Annotated in this window: 17 protein-coding genes and 2 tRNA genes; 12 read left to right on the top strand and 7 right to left on the bottom strand. The window is 63.4% G+C overall.

What is annotated here, in order from left to right; genetic code table 11:
• Positions 1-533 precede the first annotated feature (533 nt).
• From PI93_RS07770 to PI93_RS07740, 7 genes are all read left to right on the top strand, one after another.
• On the top strand, positions 534-3,857 hold the full coding sequence (locus PI93_RS07770; protein WP_039375592.1) for an Rne/Rng family ribonuclease: 3,324 nt from the start codon (positions 534-536) through the stop codon (positions 3,855-3,857).
• 299 nt (positions 3,858-4,156) lie between these two features.
• On the top strand, positions 4,157-5,284 hold the full coding sequence (gene moaA, locus PI93_RS07765; RefSeq protein WP_039375590.1) for a GTP 3',8-cyclase MoaA: 1,128 nt from the start codon (positions 4,157-4,159) through the stop codon (positions 5,282-5,284).
• Positions 5,285-5,426: 142 nt separating this feature from the next.
• Positions 5,427-6,236, top strand: coding sequence for a hypothetical protein (locus PI93_RS07760; protein WP_039375588.1), 810 nt, complete (start codon positions 5,427-5,429; stop codon positions 6,234-6,236).
• A gap of 39 nt (positions 6,237-6,275) precedes the next feature.
• The gene (gene mobA, locus PI93_RS07755; protein ID WP_039375587.1) at positions 6,276-6,899 is read left to right on the top strand and encodes a molybdenum cofactor guanylyltransferase MobA; all 624 of its coding nucleotides are present in this window, start codon (positions 6,276-6,278) and stop codon (positions 6,897-6,899) included.
• Positions 6,900-6,997: 98 nt separating this feature from the next.
• On the top strand, positions 6,998-8,281 hold the full coding sequence (gene moeA, locus PI93_RS07750) for a molybdopterin molybdotransferase MoeA (RefSeq protein ID WP_039375585.1): 1,284 nt from the start codon (positions 6,998-7,000) through the stop codon (positions 8,279-8,281).
• A gap of 115 nt (positions 8,282-8,396) precedes the next feature.
• Positions 8,397-8,681 carry a hypothetical protein gene (locus tag PI93_RS07745; protein ID WP_039375582.1) on the top strand — a complete coding sequence of 95 codons (285 nt, stop codon included), beginning with the start codon at positions 8,397-8,399 and terminating at the stop codon, positions 8,679-8,681.
• 72 nt (positions 8,682-8,753) lie between these two features.
• Entirely contained in the window at positions 8,754-9,236 is a 483-nt protein-coding gene (locus PI93_RS07740; RefSeq protein ID WP_039375580.1) for a GNAT family N-acetyltransferase, read from the top strand.
• Between the two features lie 46 nt (positions 9,237-9,282).
• Here PI93_RS07740 and rmuC read toward each other — a convergent pair whose 3' ends face one another.
• From rmuC to pncB, 5 genes are all read right to left on the bottom strand, one after another.
• Positions 9,283-10,746, bottom strand: coding sequence for a DNA recombination protein RmuC (gene rmuC, locus PI93_RS07735; protein WP_456238605.1), 1,464 nt, complete (start codon positions 10,744-10,746; stop codon positions 9,283-9,285).
• A gap of 133 nt (positions 10,747-10,879) precedes the next feature.
• On the bottom strand, positions 10,880-11,872 hold the full coding sequence (locus tag PI93_RS07730) for a 2-hydroxyacid dehydrogenase (RefSeq protein ID WP_039375627.1): 993 nt from the start codon (positions 11,870-11,872) through the stop codon (positions 10,880-10,882).
• Positions 11,873-11,910: 38 nt separating this feature from the next.
• The gene (locus PI93_RS07725; RefSeq protein WP_039375579.1) at positions 11,911-13,329 is read right to left on the bottom strand and encodes a sodium:proton antiporter; all 1,419 of its coding nucleotides are present in this window, start codon (positions 13,327-13,329) and stop codon (positions 11,911-11,913) included.
• A gap of 244 nt (positions 13,330-13,573) precedes the next feature.
• Complete coding sequence (locus PI93_RS07720) at positions 13,574-14,236, bottom strand: LutC/YkgG family protein (RefSeq protein ID WP_039375577.1); 663 nt, start codon at positions 14,234-14,236, stop codon at positions 13,574-13,576.
• A 188-nt stretch (positions 14,237-14,424) separates the two neighbouring features.
• Entirely contained in the window at positions 14,425-15,618 is a 1,194-nt protein-coding gene (gene pncB, locus PI93_RS07715) for a nicotinate phosphoribosyltransferase (RefSeq protein WP_039375575.1), read from the bottom strand.
• Positions 15,619-15,877: 259 nt separating this feature from the next.
• Here pncB and fdxA point away from each other — a divergent pair, with 259 nt between their 5' ends.
• The 3 genes from fdxA (at position 15,878) to PI93_RS07700 (ending at position 16,543) form a co-directional block, all read left to right on the top strand.
• Complete coding sequence (gene fdxA, locus PI93_RS07710; protein WP_039375574.1) at positions 15,878-16,201, top strand: ferredoxin FdxA; 324 nt, start codon at positions 15,878-15,880, stop codon at positions 16,199-16,201.
• Positions 16,202-16,305: 104 nt separating this feature from the next.
• Positions 16,306-16,381, top strand: a tRNA-Asn gene (locus PI93_RS07705).
• Between the two features lie 86 nt (positions 16,382-16,467).
• Positions 16,468-16,543 (top strand) — tRNA-Asn (locus PI93_RS07700).
• A gap of 234 nt (positions 16,544-16,777) precedes the next feature.
• On the opposite strand, the gene oxlT is transcribed toward PI93_RS07700, so the two are convergent.
• Both oxlT and PI93_RS07690 read right to left on the bottom strand, forming a co-directional pair.
• The gene (gene oxlT / locus PI93_RS07695; RefSeq protein WP_039375573.1) at positions 16,778-18,103 is read right to left on the bottom strand and encodes an oxalate/formate MFS antiporter; all 1,326 of its coding nucleotides are present in this window, start codon (positions 18,101-18,103) and stop codon (positions 16,778-16,780) included.
• Positions 18,104-19,100: 997 nt separating this feature from the next.
• Positions 19,101-19,907, bottom strand: coding sequence for a FadR/GntR family transcriptional regulator (locus tag PI93_RS07690; RefSeq protein ID WP_158453256.1), 807 nt, complete (start codon positions 19,905-19,907; stop codon positions 19,101-19,103).
• Positions 19,908-20,185: 278 nt separating this feature from the next.
• Between PI93_RS07690 and PI93_RS07685 the strand changes: the two genes are divergently transcribed.
• A complete protein-coding gene (locus tag PI93_RS07685) occupies positions 20,186-21,781 on the top strand; it encodes an FAD-linked oxidase C-terminal domain-containing protein (protein ID WP_236105633.1) in 1,596 nt (531 codons plus the stop codon).
• Positions 21,781-22,905, top strand: a complete 1,125-nt coding sequence (glcE, locus tag PI93_RS07680) for a glycolate oxidase subunit GlcE (protein ID WP_052241128.1) — start codon at positions 21,781-21,783, stop codon at positions 22,903-22,905. Before PI93_RS07685 ends, glcE begins: the two co-directional genes overlap by 1 nt.
• Positions 22,906-22,908: the final 3 nt, after the last annotated feature.

Genomic DNA, 22,908 nt, shown 5'->3' with positions numbered 1-22,908 from the left:
TTTATAGCACCCCGGGCAGGCTGCTCGTCCGGTGACCCTGGAGCAGCGAGCGCACGCACGTCACGCAGCGTCGGCAGGAAGTGGGCCCATAGGCCGCTTCGGTCGCAGCGCGCGGGACGCGGATAGAGTTGGTGGTTATAGAATTTTTTGGTGATCAGCCCGGGTTCCATTGCTCGAGCTGATCGCTTTGTGAATATTGTTCGCGCACATAGTCATAGTGAGGCGCCGTCACAAGAAGAATAAGTGTCGGCAGGCGCCCCGAGAAAACGCTGATGAAGTTTCTCGTCCAGTTTCTATTGGTATGGACTGCAAGCCCGAAGTGATCTGCGCTGGGCCGGAGTTTTCCGGTGTCTCGGCGGTTCCGGGTGAGCGCGATAACGTATTTGCAGGCGCCTTTGCGTCCGTGGGCCTCATCGCCCGGACCCCCCGGCAATTCTTCCACCTCCGGCTCGAACCTCGCGTGTTGGATAACTCGAGTGATACGTGCCCGACGCACTGCGCATTGGCAACTGCGGCGGGTGGGAGTCGTTTTCATGAAACGCATGTTGTTCAACGCCACGCAGCAGGAAGAACTGCGCGTGGCAATTGTCGATGGGCAGAAACTCATCGACATCGATATCGAGACGGCCGGCCGCGAACAGCGTAAAGGCAATATCTACAAGGGTGTCATCACCCGTATCGAACCCTCCCTCGAAGCTTGCTTCGTCAACTACGGCGAAGGTCGCCACGGCTTCCTGCCGTTCAAGGAAGTCGCCCGCGCGTACTTCCGCGAAGGTGCCGATGTGCGCAATGCGCGCATTCAGGACGCCCTCTCCGAAGGCCAGGAACTCATCGTTCAGGTCGAAAAGGAAGAACGCGGCAACAAGGGCGCTGCCCTCACCACGTTCATCTCGCTGGCCGGCCGTTATCTCGTGCTGATGCCGAACAACCCGCGCGGCGGTGGCGTATCGCGCCGCATCGAGGGCGAAGACCGTCAGGAACTGCGCGAAACGATGGCGCAGCTCGAACTGCCGGAAGGCATGAGCATCATTGCCCGCACCGCTGGCATCGGCCGCTCGGCGGAAGAACTGCAGTGGGACTTGAACTATCTGCTGCAACTCTGGCGCGCCGTCGAAGGTGCCGCCTCGAACATCGAACTGCCGCGCGACTCGGCGCTGATTTATCTCGAGTCGAGCCTCGTCATCCGTGCCATCCGCGATTACTTCCAGCCCGACATCGGTGAAATCCTCATCGACACGGAAGAAATCTCCGAACAGGCGCGCAACTTCATGCAAGTGGTCATGCCCGACCACCTGAACCGCGTGAAGCAGTATCGCGACGATGTGCCGCTGTTCTCGCGCTTCCAGATCGAACATCAGATCGAAACGGCGTATTCGCGTCAGGTGCCGCTGCCGTCGGGCGGCGCGATCGTGATCGATCACACCGAAGCGCTGGTCTCGATCGACGTCAACTCGGCGCGCGCCACCAAGGGCGCCGACATCGAGGAAACCGCCCTTCGCACCAACCTGGAAGCTGCCGACGAAGTCGCACGCCAGTTGCGTCTGCGCGACCTCGGCGGTCTGATCGTGATCGACTTCATCGACATGGAGTCGGCCAAGAGCCAGCGTGAAGTCGAACAACGTGTGAAGGACGCGCTCAAACACGACCGCGCCCGCGTCCAGATGGGCAAGATCTCGCGTTTCGGCCTGATGGAGTTGTCGCGTCAGCGCCTGCGTCCGTCGCTGTCGGAAGGCACGCACGTGACCTGCCCGCGTTGCAACGGCACCGGCCACATCCGTGACGCCGAATCGTCGTCGCTGCAAGTCCTGCGCATCATCCAGGAAGAGGCCATGAAGGAGCACACGGCAGCGATCCACTGCCAGGTGCCGGTCGAAGTCTCTGCTTTCCTGCTCAACGAAAAGCGTCAGGAAATCAACAAGATCGAAGCGCGCTTCAAGGTTGGCGTGCTGCTGATCCCGAACAAGCATCTCGAAACGCCGCATTACAAGCTCGAGCGCCTGCGCTTCGACGATCCGCGTCTGGATGCACCGAAGGCCAGCTACGCCCTCGCCGAAGAAGCGGCCCGCTCGCTGGAAGAAGATCCGGCCGGCTACAGCAAGAAGAAGGAAGATGCGCGTCCGCGCCAGGAAGCCGCCGTCAAGGGCATTACGCCCGAGCAGCCGGCCCCGGCCGCACAACCGCGCCCGGAACCTGTCGCTGTCGCAGCACCGGCCGCCGCAGCCCCCGCACGCAGCGGTGGCTTTATCGGCTTCGTGAAGCGTCTGCTGGGTCTCGAACCCGCTGCGCCAGCACCGGTCAAGGTCGAAGAGCCGGCCAAGCCGACTGCACGCCCGCCGCGCGAACGTCATGACCGTCCGCATCAGCAAAACCGCAATCGCCGCGGTAATGCCCGCGACGAGAACAAGTCAGGCAAGGACAACGCCGCACAACCCGCACGTGAAGGCCGCGAGGGTCGTGGTGCGCGTCCGGAACGTGCAGAACGTGGCGAACGCGCTGAGCGCAACGAGCGCAATGAACGTGGCGAGCGTAATGAGCGCAATGAGCGTCAGGAAGGCCGCGACAAGCGCGAACGCGACGACGCGCAGCGTCAGCCGGCACAAGACGTGCGCACCGAAGAGGGTCGCGAGCCGCGCGAAGGTCGCGAACGCGGTAACCGTCGTGATCGTAACGAGCGCCGCGAACGTCGTCAGCCGGATGGCACCGATGGCCAGCAAGCCGCACCGCAACGCGTGGCACAAGCGGCCGCATCGCTTACCGCGGAACACGAGGAACTCGAGCAGGATCGTCTGACGGCGCAAGTCGAGGACGGGGCAACGGTATCCGCAGGCGAAGAAGGCGAGCAAGGCGGTGAAGAACGCCGCCGCAGCCGCCGTCGCGGTCGTCGTGGTGGCCGTCGCGAGCGTGAAGCCAATGAGCAGCAACAGGGTGCCGATGGCGAACAGGCCGAAGGCGCAGCGTCGGATGACATCGAAGGCGTGCGCGCTCCGGTGCTGACGGACGAAGCCAGCGAAAACGCGGCAACCGACGCACTGGTCCGTGCTGCCGCGCCGGCCGTCGCAGCAAATGTCGTGGCCACGCCGGCCCCGGCACCTGCCGCGCAAGCCGAGCCGACGTCGGCCCCGGTCCAGGTTCCCGCCGTGCAAGCGGAAGCCCCGGCTCCCGCCGCACCGGTCGTGACCGTGAGCGAAGCCGCCCCGGTGGCAACGCCGGAAGTCCCCGCCCCCGTGATCGCCGAGCCGGTCGCCCCGGTCAACGTGGCACCGCTGCCCGTAGCAGAAGTCGCGGCTGCACCGGTGGTCCCGCCGGTCAGCGCACCGCTGCCGGTGGCAACGCCGAGCCCGGCACAGCCCTCGGTGCCGGCCGCAGCGCTGACCGAGATTGCCGCCACCGCAGCCGCAGCCAGCGCCCCGGCAGACGTCAGCCCCGCGCCGACGGCGCCTGCCGAAGTCGCAGCACCGGTCGCTCCGGTTGCTCCGGTCGCTCCGGTTGCTCCGGCCACGCCGATCGAGATGGTCGAAACGGTGAAGCCCGTGCAAACGCTGGCGCCCGCCGCGCCGGTGCAAGCGGTGCCGGTCGTGCCGGAAGCCGCAGCGGCTGTCACGGAAGTCGTGACGCACAAGCCGGCCCCGGTGGCGGTCGCCCCGACGCTGGAACGCGGCGCCCTGGAATCGACGCTGGCAAGCGTGGGTCTGGTCTGGGTCCACACGGATGCCGACAAGCATCGTGCCGCCAAGGAAGCGGCGGCGCAAACCGCACCGGCACCGCAAGTGCGCCGCGAACGCCGTCCGTCCACGCCGATCAACAGCGGCCCGATGGAGCAAGTGGAAACGCGCACCTCGTCGGATCACGTTGCATAAGGTAGGCTGCGCGTAACGTTCGGGCGGTTCTTGCCTCACGGCAAGGCACCGCCCAACGTCAAGTGATGCCAGAAAAGGAGGCTTCGGCCTCCTTTTTGACTTCATGGGGATCGCCTTTTCCTCTGCAACTCCGCGTTGTCCCGACTTGTGCCCGCACGGCCCCGCCCGTATCTTGTGGCGTAGTAAGGGCTTGACGTCCCCAACGAATGCCTTGGTACCGATATCCGATGCCTAAAGGGTCGGCATCGGCGGCAAACGGCCCAATTCGTTAGAATGGAGACGCAAGCTAAGGCCCCACCATGACTGAAACGATCATCCGACTCACCGATCTGCGTAGCGACGCGCGTTATGCAACGCACGCCCCGCAGATTCCCGCACAAGTGCGCGCAGCCACCGGCCAGCTCGAAGATGCGCTGGCGCGGCCGCTGCACGACCTGCGTATTTCGGTGACGGATCGTTGCAACTTCCGTTGCGTCTATTGCATGCCGAAGGATGTGTTCGACAAGGACTACACCTTCCTTCCGCAATCGTCCCTGCTGTCCTTCGAAGAAATCGAGCGTGCTGCGCGCCTGTTCGTCGAACATGGCGTCGAGAAGTTACGCCTGACCGGCGGCGAGCCGCTGCTGCGCAAGCACATCGAACGTCTGATCGAGATGCTGGCCCGTTTGCGCACCCCGTCGGGCAAACCGTTGGACATCACACTCACGACCAACGGATCGCTGCTCGCGCGCCGGGCGCAATCGCTCAAGGACGCCGGGCTCACACGCGTGACGGTCAGCCTGGACAGTCTCGACGACACGATCTTCCGGCAAATGAACGATGTCGACTTCCCTGTCGCCAATGTGCTCGAAGGTATTGCGCAAGCGCAGCACGTCGGCCTCGGCCCGGTGAAGGTCAACATGGTCGTCAAACGCGGCACCAACGACAGCGAGATCGTGCCGATGGCACGGCATTTCCATGGCAGCGGCGTGGTATTGCGTTTCATCGAGTACATGGACGTGGGCACGTCGAACGGCTGGCGCATGGACGACGTGTTGCCGTCGGCCAGCGTCATCGCCCGTCTGAACGAGGCGCTGCCGGTCGAACCGCTCGAGCCGAACTATCCCGGCGAGACCGCGCAGCGTTGGCAATATCGCGACGGCGGTGGCGAGGTCGGCGTCATTTCATCGGTGACGCGCGCTTTTTGCGGCACTTGTTCCCGGGCACGCCTGTCTACGGAAGGCAAGTTGTACCTGTGTCTGTTCGCCAGCGCCGGGTACGACCTGCGCACGTTGCTGCGCAACGGCGCGAGCGATGCCCAGATCTCGACCGTCATCGGGGACATCTGGCAAGGTCGCACCGACCGTTACTCAGCATTGCGAACGGCAGCCACTGGCCTGCCGGAAGACGCCCCCCCGAAAGTGGAGATGTCCTACATCGGCGGTTGAACGTCCCGGGCGTTGTGCCCGTTCGTTCGTCCGCACGCTTTCGAACTATCGAATTCCATCTCGACTCATGATCCCTGTTGCCCCGGACGCTCACCGCGTCCGAGACTCTCTGCCGGCTCCCCAACGTACCTCGCGGCTCGGCGTGCGTTTCCAGCTGCGGCGTCCGATCGCCGTAGGCCTGAGCGCCCTGACGCTGTTGCTGAGCGCCCTTGCGCCGTCGATGGCGCATGCGGATTGCGATCCGTCGGCTCGCGACATTGCGAACCATTTGATGACCTATAGCGGCCAGCTTGGCGAGCGCAATCCGCTGCGGCTGGTGTTGCGCCCCACATCCGGCGGCAAGCTCGAAGGTCGCTATGCCAACGCGTCATCGCAAAGCGATACGTATCTCACAGGAAAGCTGGAAGCCAAGTCTCGCTTGCACCTGACTGAGTTTGACGCCGGCGGCATGCCTCGCGCCACCTTCGAAGGCGAGTTTTCCTCCAACGAGGACGTCAATCGCCAGCGCGGCGCGTCGTCCACCTGCGAGGTCATTTCCGGTCAATGGAAGGATCTGCGCAATGGCCGTTCGGTACCGTTCGAACTGGCGCTGACGAGCATCCAGAACGGCAAGATCGATCATCTCTACGGGGTGGCCGGCGTGAACGACGATGAAACCGTCAACCGTGCCGCCACGCAGTTCCGAAAAGGTGTGCTCGACGATCGCCGCGACGTCGTCGCACAATCCATCCGTTATCCGTTGCATGTGTCGCTGCGTGGCAAAACGCTGATCCTTCGGAACCCGAAGTCGTTGCTCGCGCGCTACAACGAGATCTTCACCGACGGCTACGTTCGCACCATCGGCGCCGCCGTCCCCCGGTTGATGTTCGCCCGCGATCAGGGCGTCATGCTCGGCGACGGTGCGGTCTGGTTCGATGCCAATGGCCGCGTCATCGGTTTGAATCGCTCCTAGCAACATCCACACGTTCCCACCGCGCAGGAATTCACGCCCATGACTGCCGCTCCGATTCCCCGCCACGCGATCACCGGTCTGATCCTTGCAGGCGGGCGTGGGCAACGCATGGGCGGACGCGACAAGGGCTTGCAGATGTTCGCCGGCCGGCCATTGGCTGCACATGTCGCCGACCGATTACGTCCACAGGTCGGTACGCTACTCATCAGCGCCAATCGGAACCGCGATGCCTATGCGGCGTTCGGCGCGGCGGTCGTGAGCGATGAGACGCAGGACTTTGCGGGACCGCTCGCCGGCATGCTCGCCGGATTGCGCGCGGCATGTACGGATTATGTCCTCACCGCACCGTGCGACGCCCCATACCTTCCAGAGGACCTCGGCGAACGACTCACCGCGGCGATCGGCGCTTCGCTCGCCGATACGGGCGCCCCGCCGTCATTGGCCGCCTATGCCGCCACCACCGGTGGCCCGCATCCGGTCTTCGCCCTTTTGCATCGCTCGCTGGCAGACGATCTGACCGCGACGCTGGCGTGCGGCGAGCACCGCGTGCGAACGTGGCTGGCACGCCACAAGGCCGTACAAGTTCACTTCGGCGACGAGCGTCCGTTTTACAATGTCAACACGCTGGACGACCTCCATCCCGATACGCCGCGCGCCCCCTGAAAGTCCGGGCATCGACGCGGCCAGATCCGTCGCCACCGCTTTAACGGGATTCATGCCGGATATGTACCGGATATGTGCCGGATGACGACGCCATACCCATGACAACACTAGACGAAGCCCTGGCCGGCTTGCCGGACTACGACCCCAACGACATGACAGTCGAATTGGCGCGTGCGGTCATTGTGCGCACCGCCTGTCCGGTATCCGCCATCGAGCAGGTGGCCGTGCGCAGTGCGCTGGGCCGCGTACTCGGCCGCGATGTGATCTCTCCGCTCGACGTGCCCGCTTTCGAAAACGCTGCGATGGACGGCTATGCCTTCGCCGGCAGCGCGCTTGCGACCGACGGCGAGATCCGTTTGCGCGTGGCAGGCCACTCGTTTGCCGGCCATCCGTTTGATGGTGTCGCGGCGCCGGGCGAGTGCGTGCGCATCATGACCGGCGCATTGCTGCCTGCCGGATGCGATACCGTCATTCCACAGGAACAGGTACGGCGCGAGGGCAACACGGAAGTCATTTCCTTTGCGGCCAACGCCGTCACCGCAGGCCGCCACGTGCGCCATGTGGGCGAAGATCTGGCGACGGGACACGCCGCGCTGCATGCCGGCAAGCGCCTGCGCCCCGCAGCCCTCGGTCTGCTCGCGTCGCTGGGCATTGCCGAAGTGCCTGTGCGCCGCCGCATTCGCGTGGCATTCTTCTCGACCGGCGACGAACTCCGTTCGGTCGGCGAGCCGCTCGCCCCCGGCAATCTGTACGACAGCAACCGCTATACGCTCTTCGGCATGCTGCAACGGCTGGGTGTCGAGGTGCTGGATCTGGGCGTGGTGCGCGACGACCCACAGGCAATCGAAGACACGTTGCGCACTGCCTGCCGCGAGGCAGACGCTGTCATCACGTCAGGCGGCGTCTCTGTTGGCGAGGCCGATTTCACGCGCGAGATGATGACGCGTCTGGGCAATGTGGTGTTCTGGAAAATGGCGATGCGCCCGGGCCGCCCGTTCGCGTTCGGCGAACTCGAGAGCGACGGTAAACGCGCGTTGCTGTTCGGACTGCCGGGCAATCCGGCCGCCGTCATGGCGTCGTTCTACCATCTGGTACGCGATGGGCTGTTCGCGCTGATGGGCGCCGAGCCGCAAGCCACACCGAGCTTGCCCGTGCCGACGACGACGGCCATTGCCAAGCGTCCCGGCCGCACCGAATTCCTGCGCGGCGTGCTTGCCGCCGATGCTCAGGGCCGTTGGCAAGTCACGGTCGCCGATGCCCAAAGCGCCGGCATTCTGCGCACGATGAGCGAAGCCAACTGCTTCGTCACGCTTGGCACCGCGCGCGGTGACGTGGCGGCCGGCGAACTGGTCGACGTCATTGTGTTCGACGGACTGGTTTAGCGCGAACACCGCTCCCGATGTCCCCAAAAAACGAAGCAACGAAACCACGCAACAGCACGATATCGCCGTCATCGGCGCTTCGACGATGATGGCAACAAACCGAAAGCACACGTCAATGACAACGAAAAAGCAGATCACGTACATCAGTCCCGGCCAGACGGCCAAAGCGCTGGTGCTGGTCTATCTCACCTTTAGTATTCCGCTGGTGCTGCTCGCCTTCCTGGCGGCATTCCTCCGCTATGGCGACCTGCCGGGGCTCGCGTTCATTTCCGCGCTGGTGCTCAATGCCATCGTCGGCTTTGTGCTGCTCTGGGTCGCGTGCCACGCGTACAACTGGGTGGCCGAGCGATTTGGCGGCATCGAAGTCGCCCTGAGCGACGCGCCCGAAGACGAATATTGACCCTCTGACCCGCGGTGGCTAGCGTTCGGTGCACCCTGCCGACGGCAGCGCCGCCTCTCACACCCTAGCCCCATGTCTTTGCATATTCGTCCAGCCACCGCCGAGGACGTCGGCACCATTCACAGCCTGATGCAGGAACTGGCGGTTTTCGAAAAGCTGCTGGATATCTTCGAGGCAACGCCGCAGAGCGTGCACGAGGCGCTGTTCGGGAATGCCCCGGCGGCCGAGTGTCTGATCGCCGAGTGGGATGGCAAGCCCGTCGGCTATGCCCTTTACTTCCACAACTTCTCGACCTTCCTCGGACGGCGCGGCTTGTATCTCGAAGACGTCTACGTCCAGCCGTCGATGCGAGGCAAAGGGGTCGGGCAAGCGCTGCTACGCCGGCTCGCCCGGATCGCCGTAGAACGACAATGCGGGCGCTTCGAATGGACAGTGCTCGACTGGAATCAGCCGGCGATTGACTTTTACACGTCGCAGGGCGCGACGGTATTGCCCGATTGGCGCGTGGTGCGCATGGCGGGCGAGGCGCTCGGCCGGTTCGCCAAGGGCGACTGACAACGCCTCTGCCCTCGATAGCGTGAGCGCGTGAGCGCCTGAGCGATCAGGCCTCGTCGTCGGTGTCCAACTCCACGCCCAGCAATTCGACGGCCTGCTCACCGGGCAGGGCTTCTACCGCTTTGAGCTGGCGCGCCATGGCGCGCGTGCGCACCTCGGCCTTGTCGATGGAGCGCGTCACGGTCTCCAGTTGCGCCTTGGTCTTCGCGAGCACGTCGCCGAACTTGGAGAACTCCGTCTTGACGGCACCGAGCACCTGCCAGACTTCGCTGGAACGGCGTTCGATGGCAAGCGTGCGGAAGCCCATCTGCAAACTGTTGAGCAGTGCGGTCAACGTTGTCGGACCAGCCACCGTCACGCGATATTCGCGTTGCAACATGTCCGAGAGTCCCGGACGCCGCAGCACTTCGGCATAAAGCCCTTCCGTCGGCAGGAACAACAGGGCAAAGTCGGTCGTGTGCGGTGGCGCGAGATACTTGTCGGCAATCGTCTTCGCTTCCAGACGGATACGCGTCTCCAGCGCTTTCGACGCCTCTTCCACGGCCACCGGATCGGCGCGCTCCTGCGCGTCGAGCAAACGCTCGTAGTCTTCGCGCGGGAATTTCGCATCGATGGGCAGCCAGACCGGCGTGTTGCTGTCTCCGCCCTGTCCCGGCAGCGCAATTGCGAATTCCACTCGCTCGGCGCTCCCCGGTTTCGTCGCAACGTTCTTGGCAAACTGGTCGGGCGTGAGCAATTGTTCGAGCAACGCCTGCAACTGGACTTCCCCCCAGATGCCTCGTGTCTTCACGTTGGTCAGCACGCGCTTCAGATCGCCCACCCCGGCGGCGAGTGTCTGCATCTCGCCCAGACCACGATGTACCTGCTCCAGACGGTCCGAGACCAGCTTGAACGATTCGCCAAGCCGCTGCTCGAGCGTGGCATGCAACTTCTCGTCAACGGTACGACGCATCTCTTCGAGCTTGGCCGCGTTGTTGACCTCGATGTCCTTGAGCTTTTGTTCGAGCGTGGCACGCACTTCCACCAGCCGCCGTTCGTTGCCTTCGGCGAGTTGCGTGAGTTGTTGGTGCTGGGCCTCGCCGAAGCGACGCAACGCCGACGTCTGCTCTTCGCGCATCTGTTGCCCGTTGAGCACCAGACTCTGCCGCACCGCCTCGAGCTGTGCGGCATTCGACTCGGTGAGCTTGGCCAGTTGTTGCGCGAAACCGTCGATCTGGTTGTTCTGCACCGTGGCCACACTGGTCATTTGCGCTGCCAACGTCTGCTGGAACTGGGCCATTTGTGCGCTCTGTTCGCCACGTCCGGCACGCGCGATCTCGGCGAACTCCTGACGCAGTCCGCGCTCGCTGCGATCGGCAGCCTGCAGCAGGTCGTCTCGCACATGCGTGAGCGAGCCGGTGAGTGTCTCGCGCAGTGACGTATCGCCGTTGCGTTGCCAAACCTTCACCGCAATCGCGATCATCACCAACAGATTCAGCGCTGCGAGCGCTATCAACACCATCTCCACCATCGCGTTGCGACTCCCGTAGACGCCTTCCTGTCTTGCTTCCTGAACTAACCTTGTACAGCAGCGGCCATCATCGTCATCAAGGCTGGCATGGCCGCGCGAGTCATGACTGGCCGAGACTCGCCATGGCTCGCGATTACGCCTTGCGTGCCGCAGAATTCAGCAGGCACGGCGGCTTGCCGGCGGCCGCCCCGAACCCCAGTGCGGCGATCAGATTGTCGGCCGCCAGACTCGCCATGCCACGACGCGTTGCCGCCGAGGCACTGGCGATATGCGGCGTCAGCACGATATTCGACACCTTCAGCAAATCGGGATGCACTTTCGGCTCTCCCTCGAAGACGTCGAGACCCGCCGCTGCGATCTGCCCCTTCGTCAGGGCAGCAGCAAGGGCGGCGTCGTCGACAATGCCGCCACGCGCCAGATTGACCAGCGTGGCCGTCGGCTTCATGACGGCCAGCTCCGCGGCGCCGATCGTGTGATGGGTTGCCGTCGAGTACGGCAATACCAGAATGATGTGATCCGCCGTGCGCAACAGCGTGTCCTTGTCCACATAGCTCGCCTTGCAGGCCCCTTCCGTCGCATCGTCGAGACGCGAACGGTTGTGATACACGACACGCATGTTGAAACCCATCGCCCGGCGTGCAATCGCCTGTCCGATTCGCCCCATGCCGATGATGCCCAGCGTGCTGCCATGCACGTCGGCCCCGAGGAACATATCGTAGGCCCATTTATCCCAATGCCCCTCCCGCAACCAGCGCTCCGACTCGGTCACGCGACGCGCCGTCGCCATCAACAAGGCCCAGCCAAAGTCGGCCGTTGTCTCGTTGAGGACGTCGGGGGTGTTCGTTGCCATGACGCCTGCGGCGGTCATCGCTTCGATATCGAAGTTGTTGTAGCCCACGGCCATGTTCGCCACCACCCGCAGATGCGGTGCACCGGCAAGCACCGACGCATCGATGCGCTCACTCGCCGTTGTGATCGCCCCGGCCTTGTCGGCCAGACGGGCGCGCAATTCGTCACTCGAATACACCGTGTCGGCGTCGTTGCGCTCCACATCGAAATACTGCGCCAGACGCTCGATCACGTCCGGGAAAATGGCTCGGGCTACCAGGATCTTCGGTTTCACCAGTGGTCTCGCAAAGGTTGGCCGCTTGGCAATATCGCGGCTCAGAAGAATATCAGGGTCGTCACAACGAACAGCGGCAGCAGAATCGCGCCCGACCACAGCATATAGCCAAAGAAGCTCGGCATGCGAACGCCGCGCTGCTCTGCGATGGCCTTCACCATGAAGTTCGGCGCATTACCGATATAGGTGTTCGCGCCCATGAATACCGCCCCTGCCGAAATCGCTGCCAGCGTGGTTGCCCCCGCGGTCATCAGCGTTGCCGCATCGCCGCCTGCCGTGTTGAAGAACACCAGATACGTCGGCGCATTGTCGAGGAATGACGAGAGCAGCCCCGTCGCCCAGAAATACATGACGTCGTCCGGCACGCCGCCCGGCCCGGTCACCAGACGGATCACCCAGCCGAGTGCGCCAGCTTCGCCCGAGCGCAGGATGGCCACTACCGGAATGATCGTCAGGAAGATGCCGGCGAACAACTTGGCCACTTCCTTCATCGGCTCCCAGTTGAAGTCGTTGCCCTCGCGTGCCGTGCGCGGCGTAATCGCCAGCGACATCAATGTCACCACGATCAGTCCGACGTCGCGCGCGATGTTTTGCAGTTCGACTGGCGTTCCGAAAACGTCGAACGTGACGCCCGGCTTCCAGACGCCGCTCATCAGCACAAGGCCCACGGCCGCTGCGAGCAGTACGAAATTGCGCTTTCCTTCGAGTCGCAACGGCGCAGCGTGCGGCGTCGGATCCAGTTCTTCGATCTGACGCTCGCCCTTCTGGCGGAAGTAATAGCTGTCGATCAGGAAGAACAGCACCAGCAGCACGCCACAGATGAACAGCGTCTCAGGCCAGATGTGGGCCGTCGTCCAGAAGAAGTCCACTCCTTGCAGGAAACCGAGGAAGAGCGGCGGATCGCCCAACGGCGTGAGCGAGCCGCCGGCATTCGCGACTAGGAAGATGAAGAACACCACGATGTGCACATTGTGCTTGCGGTTGTCGTTCGCGCGAATGAGCGGACGAATCAGCAGCATGGCCGCGCCCGTCGTTCCCATGATGCTCGCCAGCACCGTGCCCAGCAGCAGCAGGCCCGTATTGAGCCACGGTCCACCTCGCAGATTGCCGTGAACGCAAATGCCGCCGGCCGTCGTGAACAACGCCGTGAGCAACACGACGAAAGGAATATATTCCGCGACAACGGCATGCACCGCGCCATACCAGGCCGCCCCCACGCCGAACACGAGCGCGAAGGGCACCAGAAACGCTGCGCCCCAGAATGCCGCGATCTTGCCGAAGTGGTGATGCCAGAACGCCGGCGCGAGCAACGGCCCGAGCGCGATCGAGAGCAACAGCCCTGCGAATGGCAAGCCCCACCAGGCGATGAGTTGTGCGCCGTCCGGTCCGGCAGCAAACGCCGCAGGACTCGCCAATGCCAGCCCCGCCGCAACCAAGGCTCCCCAAATCCCCTTAAGCATTGTTTATGGTTCCTGTTGATTGATGGTCAACTCCTTACGAGTCGCCGTGGGCCGCCGAGTGCCCGGAATGACGCCAGCTTGGGAGATTTCCCATACAAAAATTGCGTACCACCGCCCTATCGAATCCCAAAGCTGTCGGTCGTTTTTCGAAAGACGGCTCCCCACCGCGAATTGACACACGCGCGGATGGGTGAAGGCATTCGGTGTCGGGCCCGACGTCGCCGCTGCGGCGACTACGCCCGCATCAGGCGCCGTCGACGATGATGAGGTGAACGCGGTAGGGGCCATGCGCGCCCAGCACCAGCGTTTGTTCGATATCGGCGGTACGCGAGGGTCCGGCAATGAAATTGGTCGCGCGAGAGAGTTGGCCGCGCTCGCTACGCATGAGGGCGAAGCCATCTTCATGGCCAGCGACGATACGTGAAGCCGGCACGATGGCGATATGCGTCTCGGGCAACAATGTCGCCGAAGCGAAAGTCTCCGGCCCGGACATCATCATCAGCGCGCCGGTCTCTGCAATGGCACAGAAGCAGCCGGTAATGCCCACCATATCGTCGCCGTGCGGCTTGCGAAAGGCCACGTCGCAGCCGGCCCGAGTCCAGTCAAGCTCGCGTAACGTCGGCCAAGCCACCGCCTGCATGGTGAGGCCGTTAGCCTGCAAATAGGTCGCGGCAGCCGCCGGTACATCGCGCATGTCCGGCACGCGCGCGATCGTGCTCGAGAGCGCTTCGGCCTTGCCGATGAACGTCGCAATGAGATCGGCGGACATTGCCGGACGCGGCCCTTGCGGATGCCGCGCCAGATAGTCCTCAGCCGCCGCCTGCTCATTCGCACGCGCCACATCGGGACGATGCTGTGCGTTACGAATACGGGCAAAGATGCGATTGCGGGCGTCGGAGGTATCCATGAGCTGTCCTGTGAAGCCAACGCGCCGGTCTATCGCCGGCGGCGTCGCTTGTCGTCTCTCGAAGCCACCGGAATAAGTCCGGCGGGCGATGCGCAATTATAGCGGTTGCCCCAGTCGGGGCGACGGGCGTTCGCGCACTATCGGAATGGTCTGTCCCGGCGCTAGGACTGCACCGCTGTCGCGGCGCCTCAGATGCCGGCGGCCGGTTCCGGTGCAATCTCGAAAACCTGACGCAGATAGGCCAGATACGCGTCGTCGTCGCACATGTTCTTGCCCGGCGAATCCGACAGCTTGGCAACTGGCTGGCCGTTACAGCGCACCATCTTGATGACGATCTGCAGCGGTTGATAGCCAAGATCGTTCGTGAGGTTCGTGCCCACGCCGAACGCCAGTTTGCAGCGATCGCGAAAGCGCTCGAAAAGCTGGAGGACCTTCGGGATATCGAGGCCATCCGAGAAAATCATCGTCTTGGTATGCGCATCGACACGGTTTTGCGCGTAGTGCTCCAACAAGCGCTCGCCCCACGCGAACGGATCGCCGGAATCGTGGCGCGCGCCGTCGAAGAGCTTGCAGAAATACATGTCGAAATCGCGCAGGAATGCGGACATGCCGTACACATCGGAGAGGGCAATTCCCAGATCGCCACGGTATTCCTTCGCCCAGGTCTCGAAACCGAAGATCTGCGAGTCGCGCAGACGGGGGCCAAGTGCCTGACATGCCTGGAGGTACTCGTGCGCCATCGTGCCAAGCGGCGTGAGGCCAAGCTTCGACGCGTAATACACATTGCTCGTGCCCGCGAACTGTTCGCCCAGTTCGTCGCGCAGCGTGAGAATCACCTCTTCGTGCCATTCCTTCGAGAAGCGGCGACGCGTGCCGTAGTCGGCGATCTTGCACTCGCGATAGTCCACGCGCTCGGCGAGCATGCAGATCTTGTCCTTGAGCCGCTGACGGCCTTCCTGATAAGCCGGCGCGCGCTGCGTATTGCGGAAATACACTTCGTTGACGATCGCAAGCACCGGGATTTCAAACAGGATCGTATGCAGCCAAGGGCCGCGGATCGTGATGTCGATCTCGCCGTTGCCCTTCGGCGACGGCAGCACCGTGATGTACTTCTCGTTCAGATGGAACAGGTCGAGAAAGTCGACGAAATCGCTCTTGATGAAGCGCATCGCACCGAGATAACGCAGTTCGGACTCGGTGAAGCGCAGGCCGCACAGCAACCGGATCTCGTCTCGAATTTCTTCGACATAGGGCGTCAGGTCGACACCTTCGGTACGGCACTTGAAGCGGTACTCCACTTGTGCGGCGGGAAAATGATGCAGCACCACCTGCATCATCGTGAACTTGTAGAGATCGGTATCGAGCAGCGACGTGATGATCATGACGACAGGCCCCGCAAGGAGCACGCACGAGAAAGCAGCGAACGCCGCCGATCGACCAACGGCCGTATCGGCGGCGCACGGGAACAGCGAACATCGTACCGCAAAGCGGTGTCACGCATGACATCGCGGCAGATTGCGTGATGACAGGATGCCTTGCCCCGGCCCCCTTTCGGCTCTCGCACCGACGACGGCGGGCTGCGTTACAATACGCGTTTTAACGGCCGTTCGAAGCCGTTTCGCGCCCTACTCTGGAGTTGGCATGACGCACGTTGTCACTGAAAGCTGCATCAAATGTAAATTCACCGACTGTGTGGACGTTTGCCCCGTGGACTGCTTCCGCGAGGGCCCGAACTTCCTGTCCATCGACCCGGACGAGTGCATCGATTGCGCTGTCTGTGTGGCCGAATGTCCGGTGAACGCCATTTATGCCGAAGAGGACGTGCCGGGCGACCAACAAGCCTTCATCGCGCTCAACGCCGAGCTCTCGCTTAACTGGCCGAGCATCACGAAGACCAAGGCGTCCCTGGACGATGCGGACCAGTGGAAGGACGTCACCGAGAAGCTGCATCTGCTCGAGCGCTAAATCACGAGCGTTATTGGCGGACTTCGTCCCATTGGTGCAGAAAAAATGCGCGCGCAGTGTTGACAGCGTGCAAAAAGCACCACTATAATCGCTTTCTCTTTTGATCCCCGATAGCTCAGTTGGTAGAGCGCCGGACTGTTAATCCGTAGGTCCCTGGTTCGAGCCCAGGTCGGGGAGCCAAGAATACCGAAGCGATGGCCTCGCGCACGCGAGGCTTTTGTTTTAGTCGATACGTCGTCGCAACGATGTATGACACACGAGTTTGATCCTCGATAGCTCAGTTGGTAGAGCGCCGGACTGTTAATCCGTAGGTCCCTGGTTCGAGCCCAGGTCGAGGAGCCAAAATGCAAAAAGCCTTGCCGATCGGCAAGGCTTTTTTGTTTTTGCGCCGTCAGCGCCAGATCCGACACCATCCCCCCTCGCCTACGCCATGTGTCCGGCGTCGATGCCTCCGTCGACAGTGTTTTGTCGCCCCATGAAAAAAACGGGGTGCCGCTTCCGACACCCCGCCCTGTCGCCTCCCGAGCCATGCGTGAATAGTGATCCGTTCACGCACCGCTCTACAGGCAAACTGACTTACTCGCTCGCAGGCGCACTCATCGCAACCGAGGGCTTTGCCGACGCTTGCACTTCGTTGTTGTTCACGCTCTCGATCCAGCGGCGACGCATCGGCGCGAGCAGGAACTTCGCCGCGACTGCCGCCGTGATGCTGATGATCGCCGCCGCGATGAACACACGATCCCAATGACCACCGATGGCGAGCACCGAGGCCAGCGGCACCAGCAACGCCGCCGTGCCCTTGGCCGTGTACAACGTGCCGGCATTGGATGCCGCATTCTTGCTACCGAACGTGTCCGCACACAGTGCCGGGAAGATCGAGAAGATTTCGCCCCAGCACAGGAAGGTCATCGCGGCGAAGAACACGAACATGTACGGGTTCTGACCGAAGTGCATCAGGCCGAGCATCGCCACCCCCTCCCCAAGGAAGATGATGAACATGGCGTTCTCACGACCGATCTTGTCCGAGACGAAGCCACACAGCGGACGCGTGAAGCCGTTGCACAGATTGTCGATCGACAGCGTCATGGTCAGCAGCGGCAGCGTGGCACCGAACAACGTCATCGGCATCGACGCAATACCATAGTCCTTCGCGATCGGCCCGATCTGCGCCGTTGCCATCAGGCCACCAGCGGCCACCGCAACGAAGCAGACGTAGATCACCCAGAACACCGGCGTGCGAATCATCTGGCCCGAGGTGTAGTCCACCTTCGTCGCCAGATTGCGGCGCGACACGCTCACCCCCTTCGGCGCACGTGGCTTGACCAGCAGCAACGCGAGAATAAAGATCGCCACGCCCTGCACAATGCCGAAGTTGAAGAACGCTGCCTCGTAGCCCGACTCGCGGATCATGTTGGCGATCGGAATGACCGTGATCGCCGCACCGGCGCCAAAACCTGCCGCCGTCAGACCGGCGGCCAAACCGCGCTTGTCCGGGAACCACTTGAGCGCATTACCCACGCAGGTGCCGTACACGCAACCGGCACCGATACCCGCAATGACCGCCGCCGTGTACAGCACTGCCAGCGTCTCGGCATACGAGTACATGATCCACGACAGCGCCACGCAGATTGCGCCACCCGCCACCACCGGCCGGGGCCCGAAGCGATCGACCAGCCAGCCTTCGATCGGCACCAGCCATGTTTCCACCACGATGAAGATCGAGAACGCCACCTGAATGGCCGCGATGCCCCAATGGTGCTTCGCCTGCATCGGCTCGACGAACAACGTCCACGAATACTGCAGATTGGCCACCAGGCCCATACATATGATGCCGATCACCAGTTGTGACCAGCGCCCTCCCAGAAAAGAGGTCTTCTCCTCCGGTTGCGCAGCTGCTTGCATGACTTGCCTCCTATACCTGTCAGACGATTGGCGGCGGCCCGCGCGCGTTGTGCGGTGCCTGCCGTCATCGCGTGCCGTGGTGCGTCCCGACATGGGGAATCGCGGATACGGCACGCCTCCTGGCGTTACGTGCGGCTCATGCGTGGCCGCTTGATCGCGGAGCGCTGCCTGGCGGCGCGCTCGCAGGGCTTGAGCCCCGGCTGACTGACTTTCGAAAGCGCCAAAGGACACTTCCGGCCCCCGCTTCGGCGCGGCGACGCAGGCTTTTCAGGCCCGCGCCGGCAAGTTGCCGGCTGCCGAAGGGTGACGAGGTAACGAATTCGAGTGCGGACCGGTCTGCGTTATTCAGGTCACGATGAATTTCCGTGAATCCCTCCGCAGATCAGGGCCCTATCACTCAGGCGGGCGCGCCTCGCGGACGCGTGATCGCCAGATCGCCTGCCCACAACAGGCGGCAGGGAGATGAGGAACACCGCAGCACCCGGCCCACAACGTCGGACACCTGCGGCGGATACGACTGGACAGGCCATGCGAAGGAACCGTCGCATGCGGCCTGCCCGAAAGGAAATTTGTGCTTACCCAACTGATGTCTCCGATGAATCCCGCGTCGGGTCGGCACCTGCCCGGTTCGATTCACGGGTCTTGATGGAGCCGATTCGGCGCTTTGAATCTGATATACAAGATTCAATATATCGAATTAAGTATTTTTTATGGTTCCAAAATTAGTCGATGGCTGGGGCACTGTCAACCCGAGAACGCCCGCATCTCGGGTGTTGAGTGGCGTTTGAGGCCGGCGGGCACCCACCCGAGGTGAGCGCTCGATAACCGGTAAACGCAGGGAAATCATGGCGTTGGAAGGTGTTGCATGCCAGAACGCAGACGACCCCACGCTTGCACGGCAGGGCGCCGCGCACCGTAGGGTCAGGGAAAACGATGACGTTTTGACGGGGTCGATTTGCCCGCTGGCGCGGGCGCCGTCAGACAGCGGAAATCGGGGTCAGACTGCCTCGACGTCGCCGGCGTTGTTGCGGATGAAGGACAGATGTTCGCGCAGCGAACGTTGGGCACTACCGACATCGTGCGACGCCACGGCGGTGAAGATGCGACGGTGCTGATCGATCAACTCGGCCAGATCGGCGCCATGACCGACGATCGCCCGGTAGTTGTCGACGACCGACCCGCGCAGCAATTCGAAGATTGCGTGCATCAGATGCACCAGCACCAGGTTGTGTGTGGCTTCGGCCAGGGCGAGATGGAAGTGGGCGTCAAGTTCGGGCACCCGGGTCAACAGCGACTGCCCGCGGGCCTCCCCCTCCCCGTCCAGGCCGTCTCGCCCGGCAGCAAAAGCAGCCTCAAGGGCTTCAAGTGCCTGCGCGAGCCGGGCAATGTCTTCGGGCGTCGCACGCTCGGCAGCCAGTTCCACGGCCTTGGCCTCGAGCACTTCGCGCATTTCGAGAACGTCGTCGACCGTCTTGCTGTGCCGCGACATCAATTGCGACAACGGCTCGGCGAGCAACGGCTGGCTGGCATTCGCCACCAGATAGCCGCCGCCGGCGCGCCCCACGATCAGGCCACGCGACTCCAGCCGCAGTAGCGCCTCGCGAAGCGAGGGACGAGACACGCCCATCTGCTGCGCGAGATCGCGCTCGGACGGTAGCGCCGAGCCCGGCGCGAGCCGGCCTTCGACGACCATCGTCTCCAGTTGCTCGTACACCATGTCGGACAGGCGCAGCCGCGGCGGCGGCGTCACCGGTGCGAAACTCGCAACAGCGCCCGGGGATTCGCTGGCAGGTAGGGATGACATAGGCAGGGACGACTCGTTGGACGACATGTCGGCTTGGGTTCTCGACAGAAAAATCACAGACGCCACGATACAGGATGGCGCTTCGCTCAGGGCAGCGGGCCGGCCCATCGCCCGGTATCGCTGGAAGATCGGCTTCTAAATAAGGGTTAACCCGGTAGTCGAAATCGGATCATTCCCTTTACGATGACGTCATCCGACATCTGGTCGACCAGTCTACCAGTAGACCAATCAACCAGATAGACACATTACACGTCAACGAACGTTCGAGAGCAAGCCCGATGGCATCGCATGCGTCGCCCCACTCGCCAACTTCGCCCCCGCTGCTGAGCCCTCAGCCGCCGGTATCCGCGAAGGCATCCTCGCCGCTGTCGGCACCGGCATCCCCCGGCAATGAGCCCGTCTTCGAGACGCTCGACGATGGCACCCGCGCCGCCCGCCTCTCGGCGTTGCGAGACGCCGTGCCCGACGTGCAGTGGCTCACCGACCGCGAGCAGATCACGCCCTATGAATGCGACGGTCTGGCCGCTTATCGCAAGCTGCCGCTCGCTGTCGTACTGCCGGCCGATGAAGATCAGGTCTGCCGCATTTTGCGGGCGTGTCACGCGCATGGCGTCCCGGTCGTGCCGCGCGGTGCGGGCACCGGCCTGTCCGGCGGCGCCATGCCGATCACCGACGGCATCGTGCTCTCGCTCGCCAGATTCAAGCGCATTCTCGACGTCGACGCCTACGCCCGCACAGCCACGGTGCAGCCCGGCGTACGCAATCTCGCCGTCTCCGAAGCGGCTGCGCCTTTCGGCCTCTACTACGCGCCGGACCCCTCGTCGCAGATCGCCTGCACCATTGGCGGCAACGTCTCGGAGAATTCCGGCGGCGTGCATTGTCTGAAGTACGGTCTGACGGTGCACAACGTGCTTCGGGTACGCGCGGTGACGATGGACGGTGAGATCGTGGAATTCGGCTCGCACGCGCTCGACGTCCCCGGTCTCGATCTGCTGTCCGTGTTCATCGGCAGCGAAGGCATGTTCTGCGTCGTCACGGAAATCACCGTCAAGCTGGTGCCGAAGCCGCAAGTTCAGCAAGTCATCATGGCAAGCTTCGACGACGTGGAGGCGGGCGGCAACGCCGTGGCCGCGATCATTGCGGCAGGCATCATTCCGGCAGGTCTGGAGATGATGGACAAGCCGGCCACGCAGGCGGTGGAAGAGTTCGTCCATGCGGGCTACGACCTTAACGCGGCCGCGATCCTGCTGTGCGAATCCGACGGCACCCCCGAAGAAGTCGCGGAAGAAATCGCGCGCGTGTCGGCGGTGCTGCGCGCGTCGGGCGCCACCCGCATTCAGGTGTCCACTTCCGAGGCGGAACGACTGCGCTTCTGGTCGGGACGCAAGAATGCGTTCCCCGCTGCCGGCCGCATTTCGCCGGATTACTACTGCATGGACGGCACGATCCCGCGCCGAACCATCGGCACGCTGCTCAAGCGTATCGAAGCGATGGAAACGCAATACGGCCTGCGCTGCATCAACGTCTTTCACGCTGGCGACGGCAACATGCATCCCCTGATTCTGTTCAATGGCAACGATCTCGACGAATGGCACCGCGCCGAAGCCTTCGGCAGCGACATTCTCGAGGCCTGCGTGGAACTGGGCGGCACGGTGACGGGCGAGCATGGTGTCGGCATCGAGAAGATCAACTCCATGTGCGTGCAGTTCTCGCCGGAAGAACGCGACGCGTTTTTCGCCGTGAAGCGCGCCTTCGATCCCGCCGGTTTGCTCAACGCGGACAAGGCCATTCCCACCCGTGCGCGCTGCGCCGAGTACGGTCGCATGCATGTGCGCGGCGGCTTGCTGCCCCATCCCGATCTGCCGAGGTTCTGATGTCGCAAGTCCTCCACACTCCGGTGCACGACGCCGCTCCACAAACGGCAGCACAAGCCCTCGCCGCCATTCGCGAGCGCGTGCTCGCCGCGACCGAGCACGGCACGCCGCTCGACATTCAAGGCGGCAACACCAAGCGTTGGTACGGTCAGACGCCTGAAGGCGAGCCACTCGACATGGGCACGTATCGCGGCATCGTCTCGTACGATCCTGCCGAACTCGTGATCACCGCTCGCGCGGGTACGCCGCTTGCCGAGATCGAGGCGGCACTGGCCGAACGCGCGCAGATCCTGCCGTTCGAGCCACCGCACTTTGGCCCAGGCGCCACGCTCGGCGGCTGTATCGCTGCCGGTCTTGCCGGTCCGCGCCGCCCGCATGTCGGCGCGCCGCGCGATTTCGTACTCGGCGCCGTTGTGATGAACGGGCAAGCTCAGGTGCTGCATTTCGGCGGACAGGTGATGAAGAACGTTGCGGGTTACGACGTTTCACGCGTGCTCGCCGGCTCGCTCGGCACGCTGGGCGTGCTGCTCGAACTCTCGATCAAGGTGTTGCCGTGCCCCGTGGCCGAAGCCACCCTGCGCTTCGAACTGCCCCAGGCACAGGCCATCGATCAACTCAACCGATGGGGCGGACAACCGCTGCCGCTCATGGGCTCGGCCTGGCACAACGGCTTGCTCAGCGTGCGCCTTGGCGGCGCCGCAGCGGCCATCGACGCCGCACGCGCCGCCATGGGCGGCGAATCCGTCGATGCCATCGAAGCGCATGGCTTCTGGCAGGCCCTGCGCGAGCAGACGCATCCGTTTTTCGCGGCTGCGCCCGTCGCGGGAGACGGCCAGCCGTTGTGGCGTCTGTCGGTACCGCCGACCACGCCGCCGCTCGCGCACGGCGACGAACATCTGATCGAATGGGGCGGTGCGCAGCGCTGGTGGATCACCTCGCGCAGCGCCGCCGAAGTCCGCGCGATTGCCGCAGCAGTGGGCGGGCATGCTACGCTGTTTCGCCACGGCGATAAGTCGGCCGGCGTATTTACCCCGCAATCGGCCGCGCTGGACGCGATCGGCAAGCGTCTTCAGCAAGCTTTCGATCCGAGCCGCATCTTCAACCGCCATCGGCTGTACCGCTAAAAA

The sequence above is a fragment of the Pandoraea fibrosis genome, assembly GCF_000807775.2.
Classification (GTDB): Bacteria; Pseudomonadota; Gammaproteobacteria; order Burkholderiales; family Burkholderiaceae; genus Pandoraea; species Pandoraea fibrosis.
This window is presented reverse-complemented; position numbering and strand designations above follow the sequence as displayed.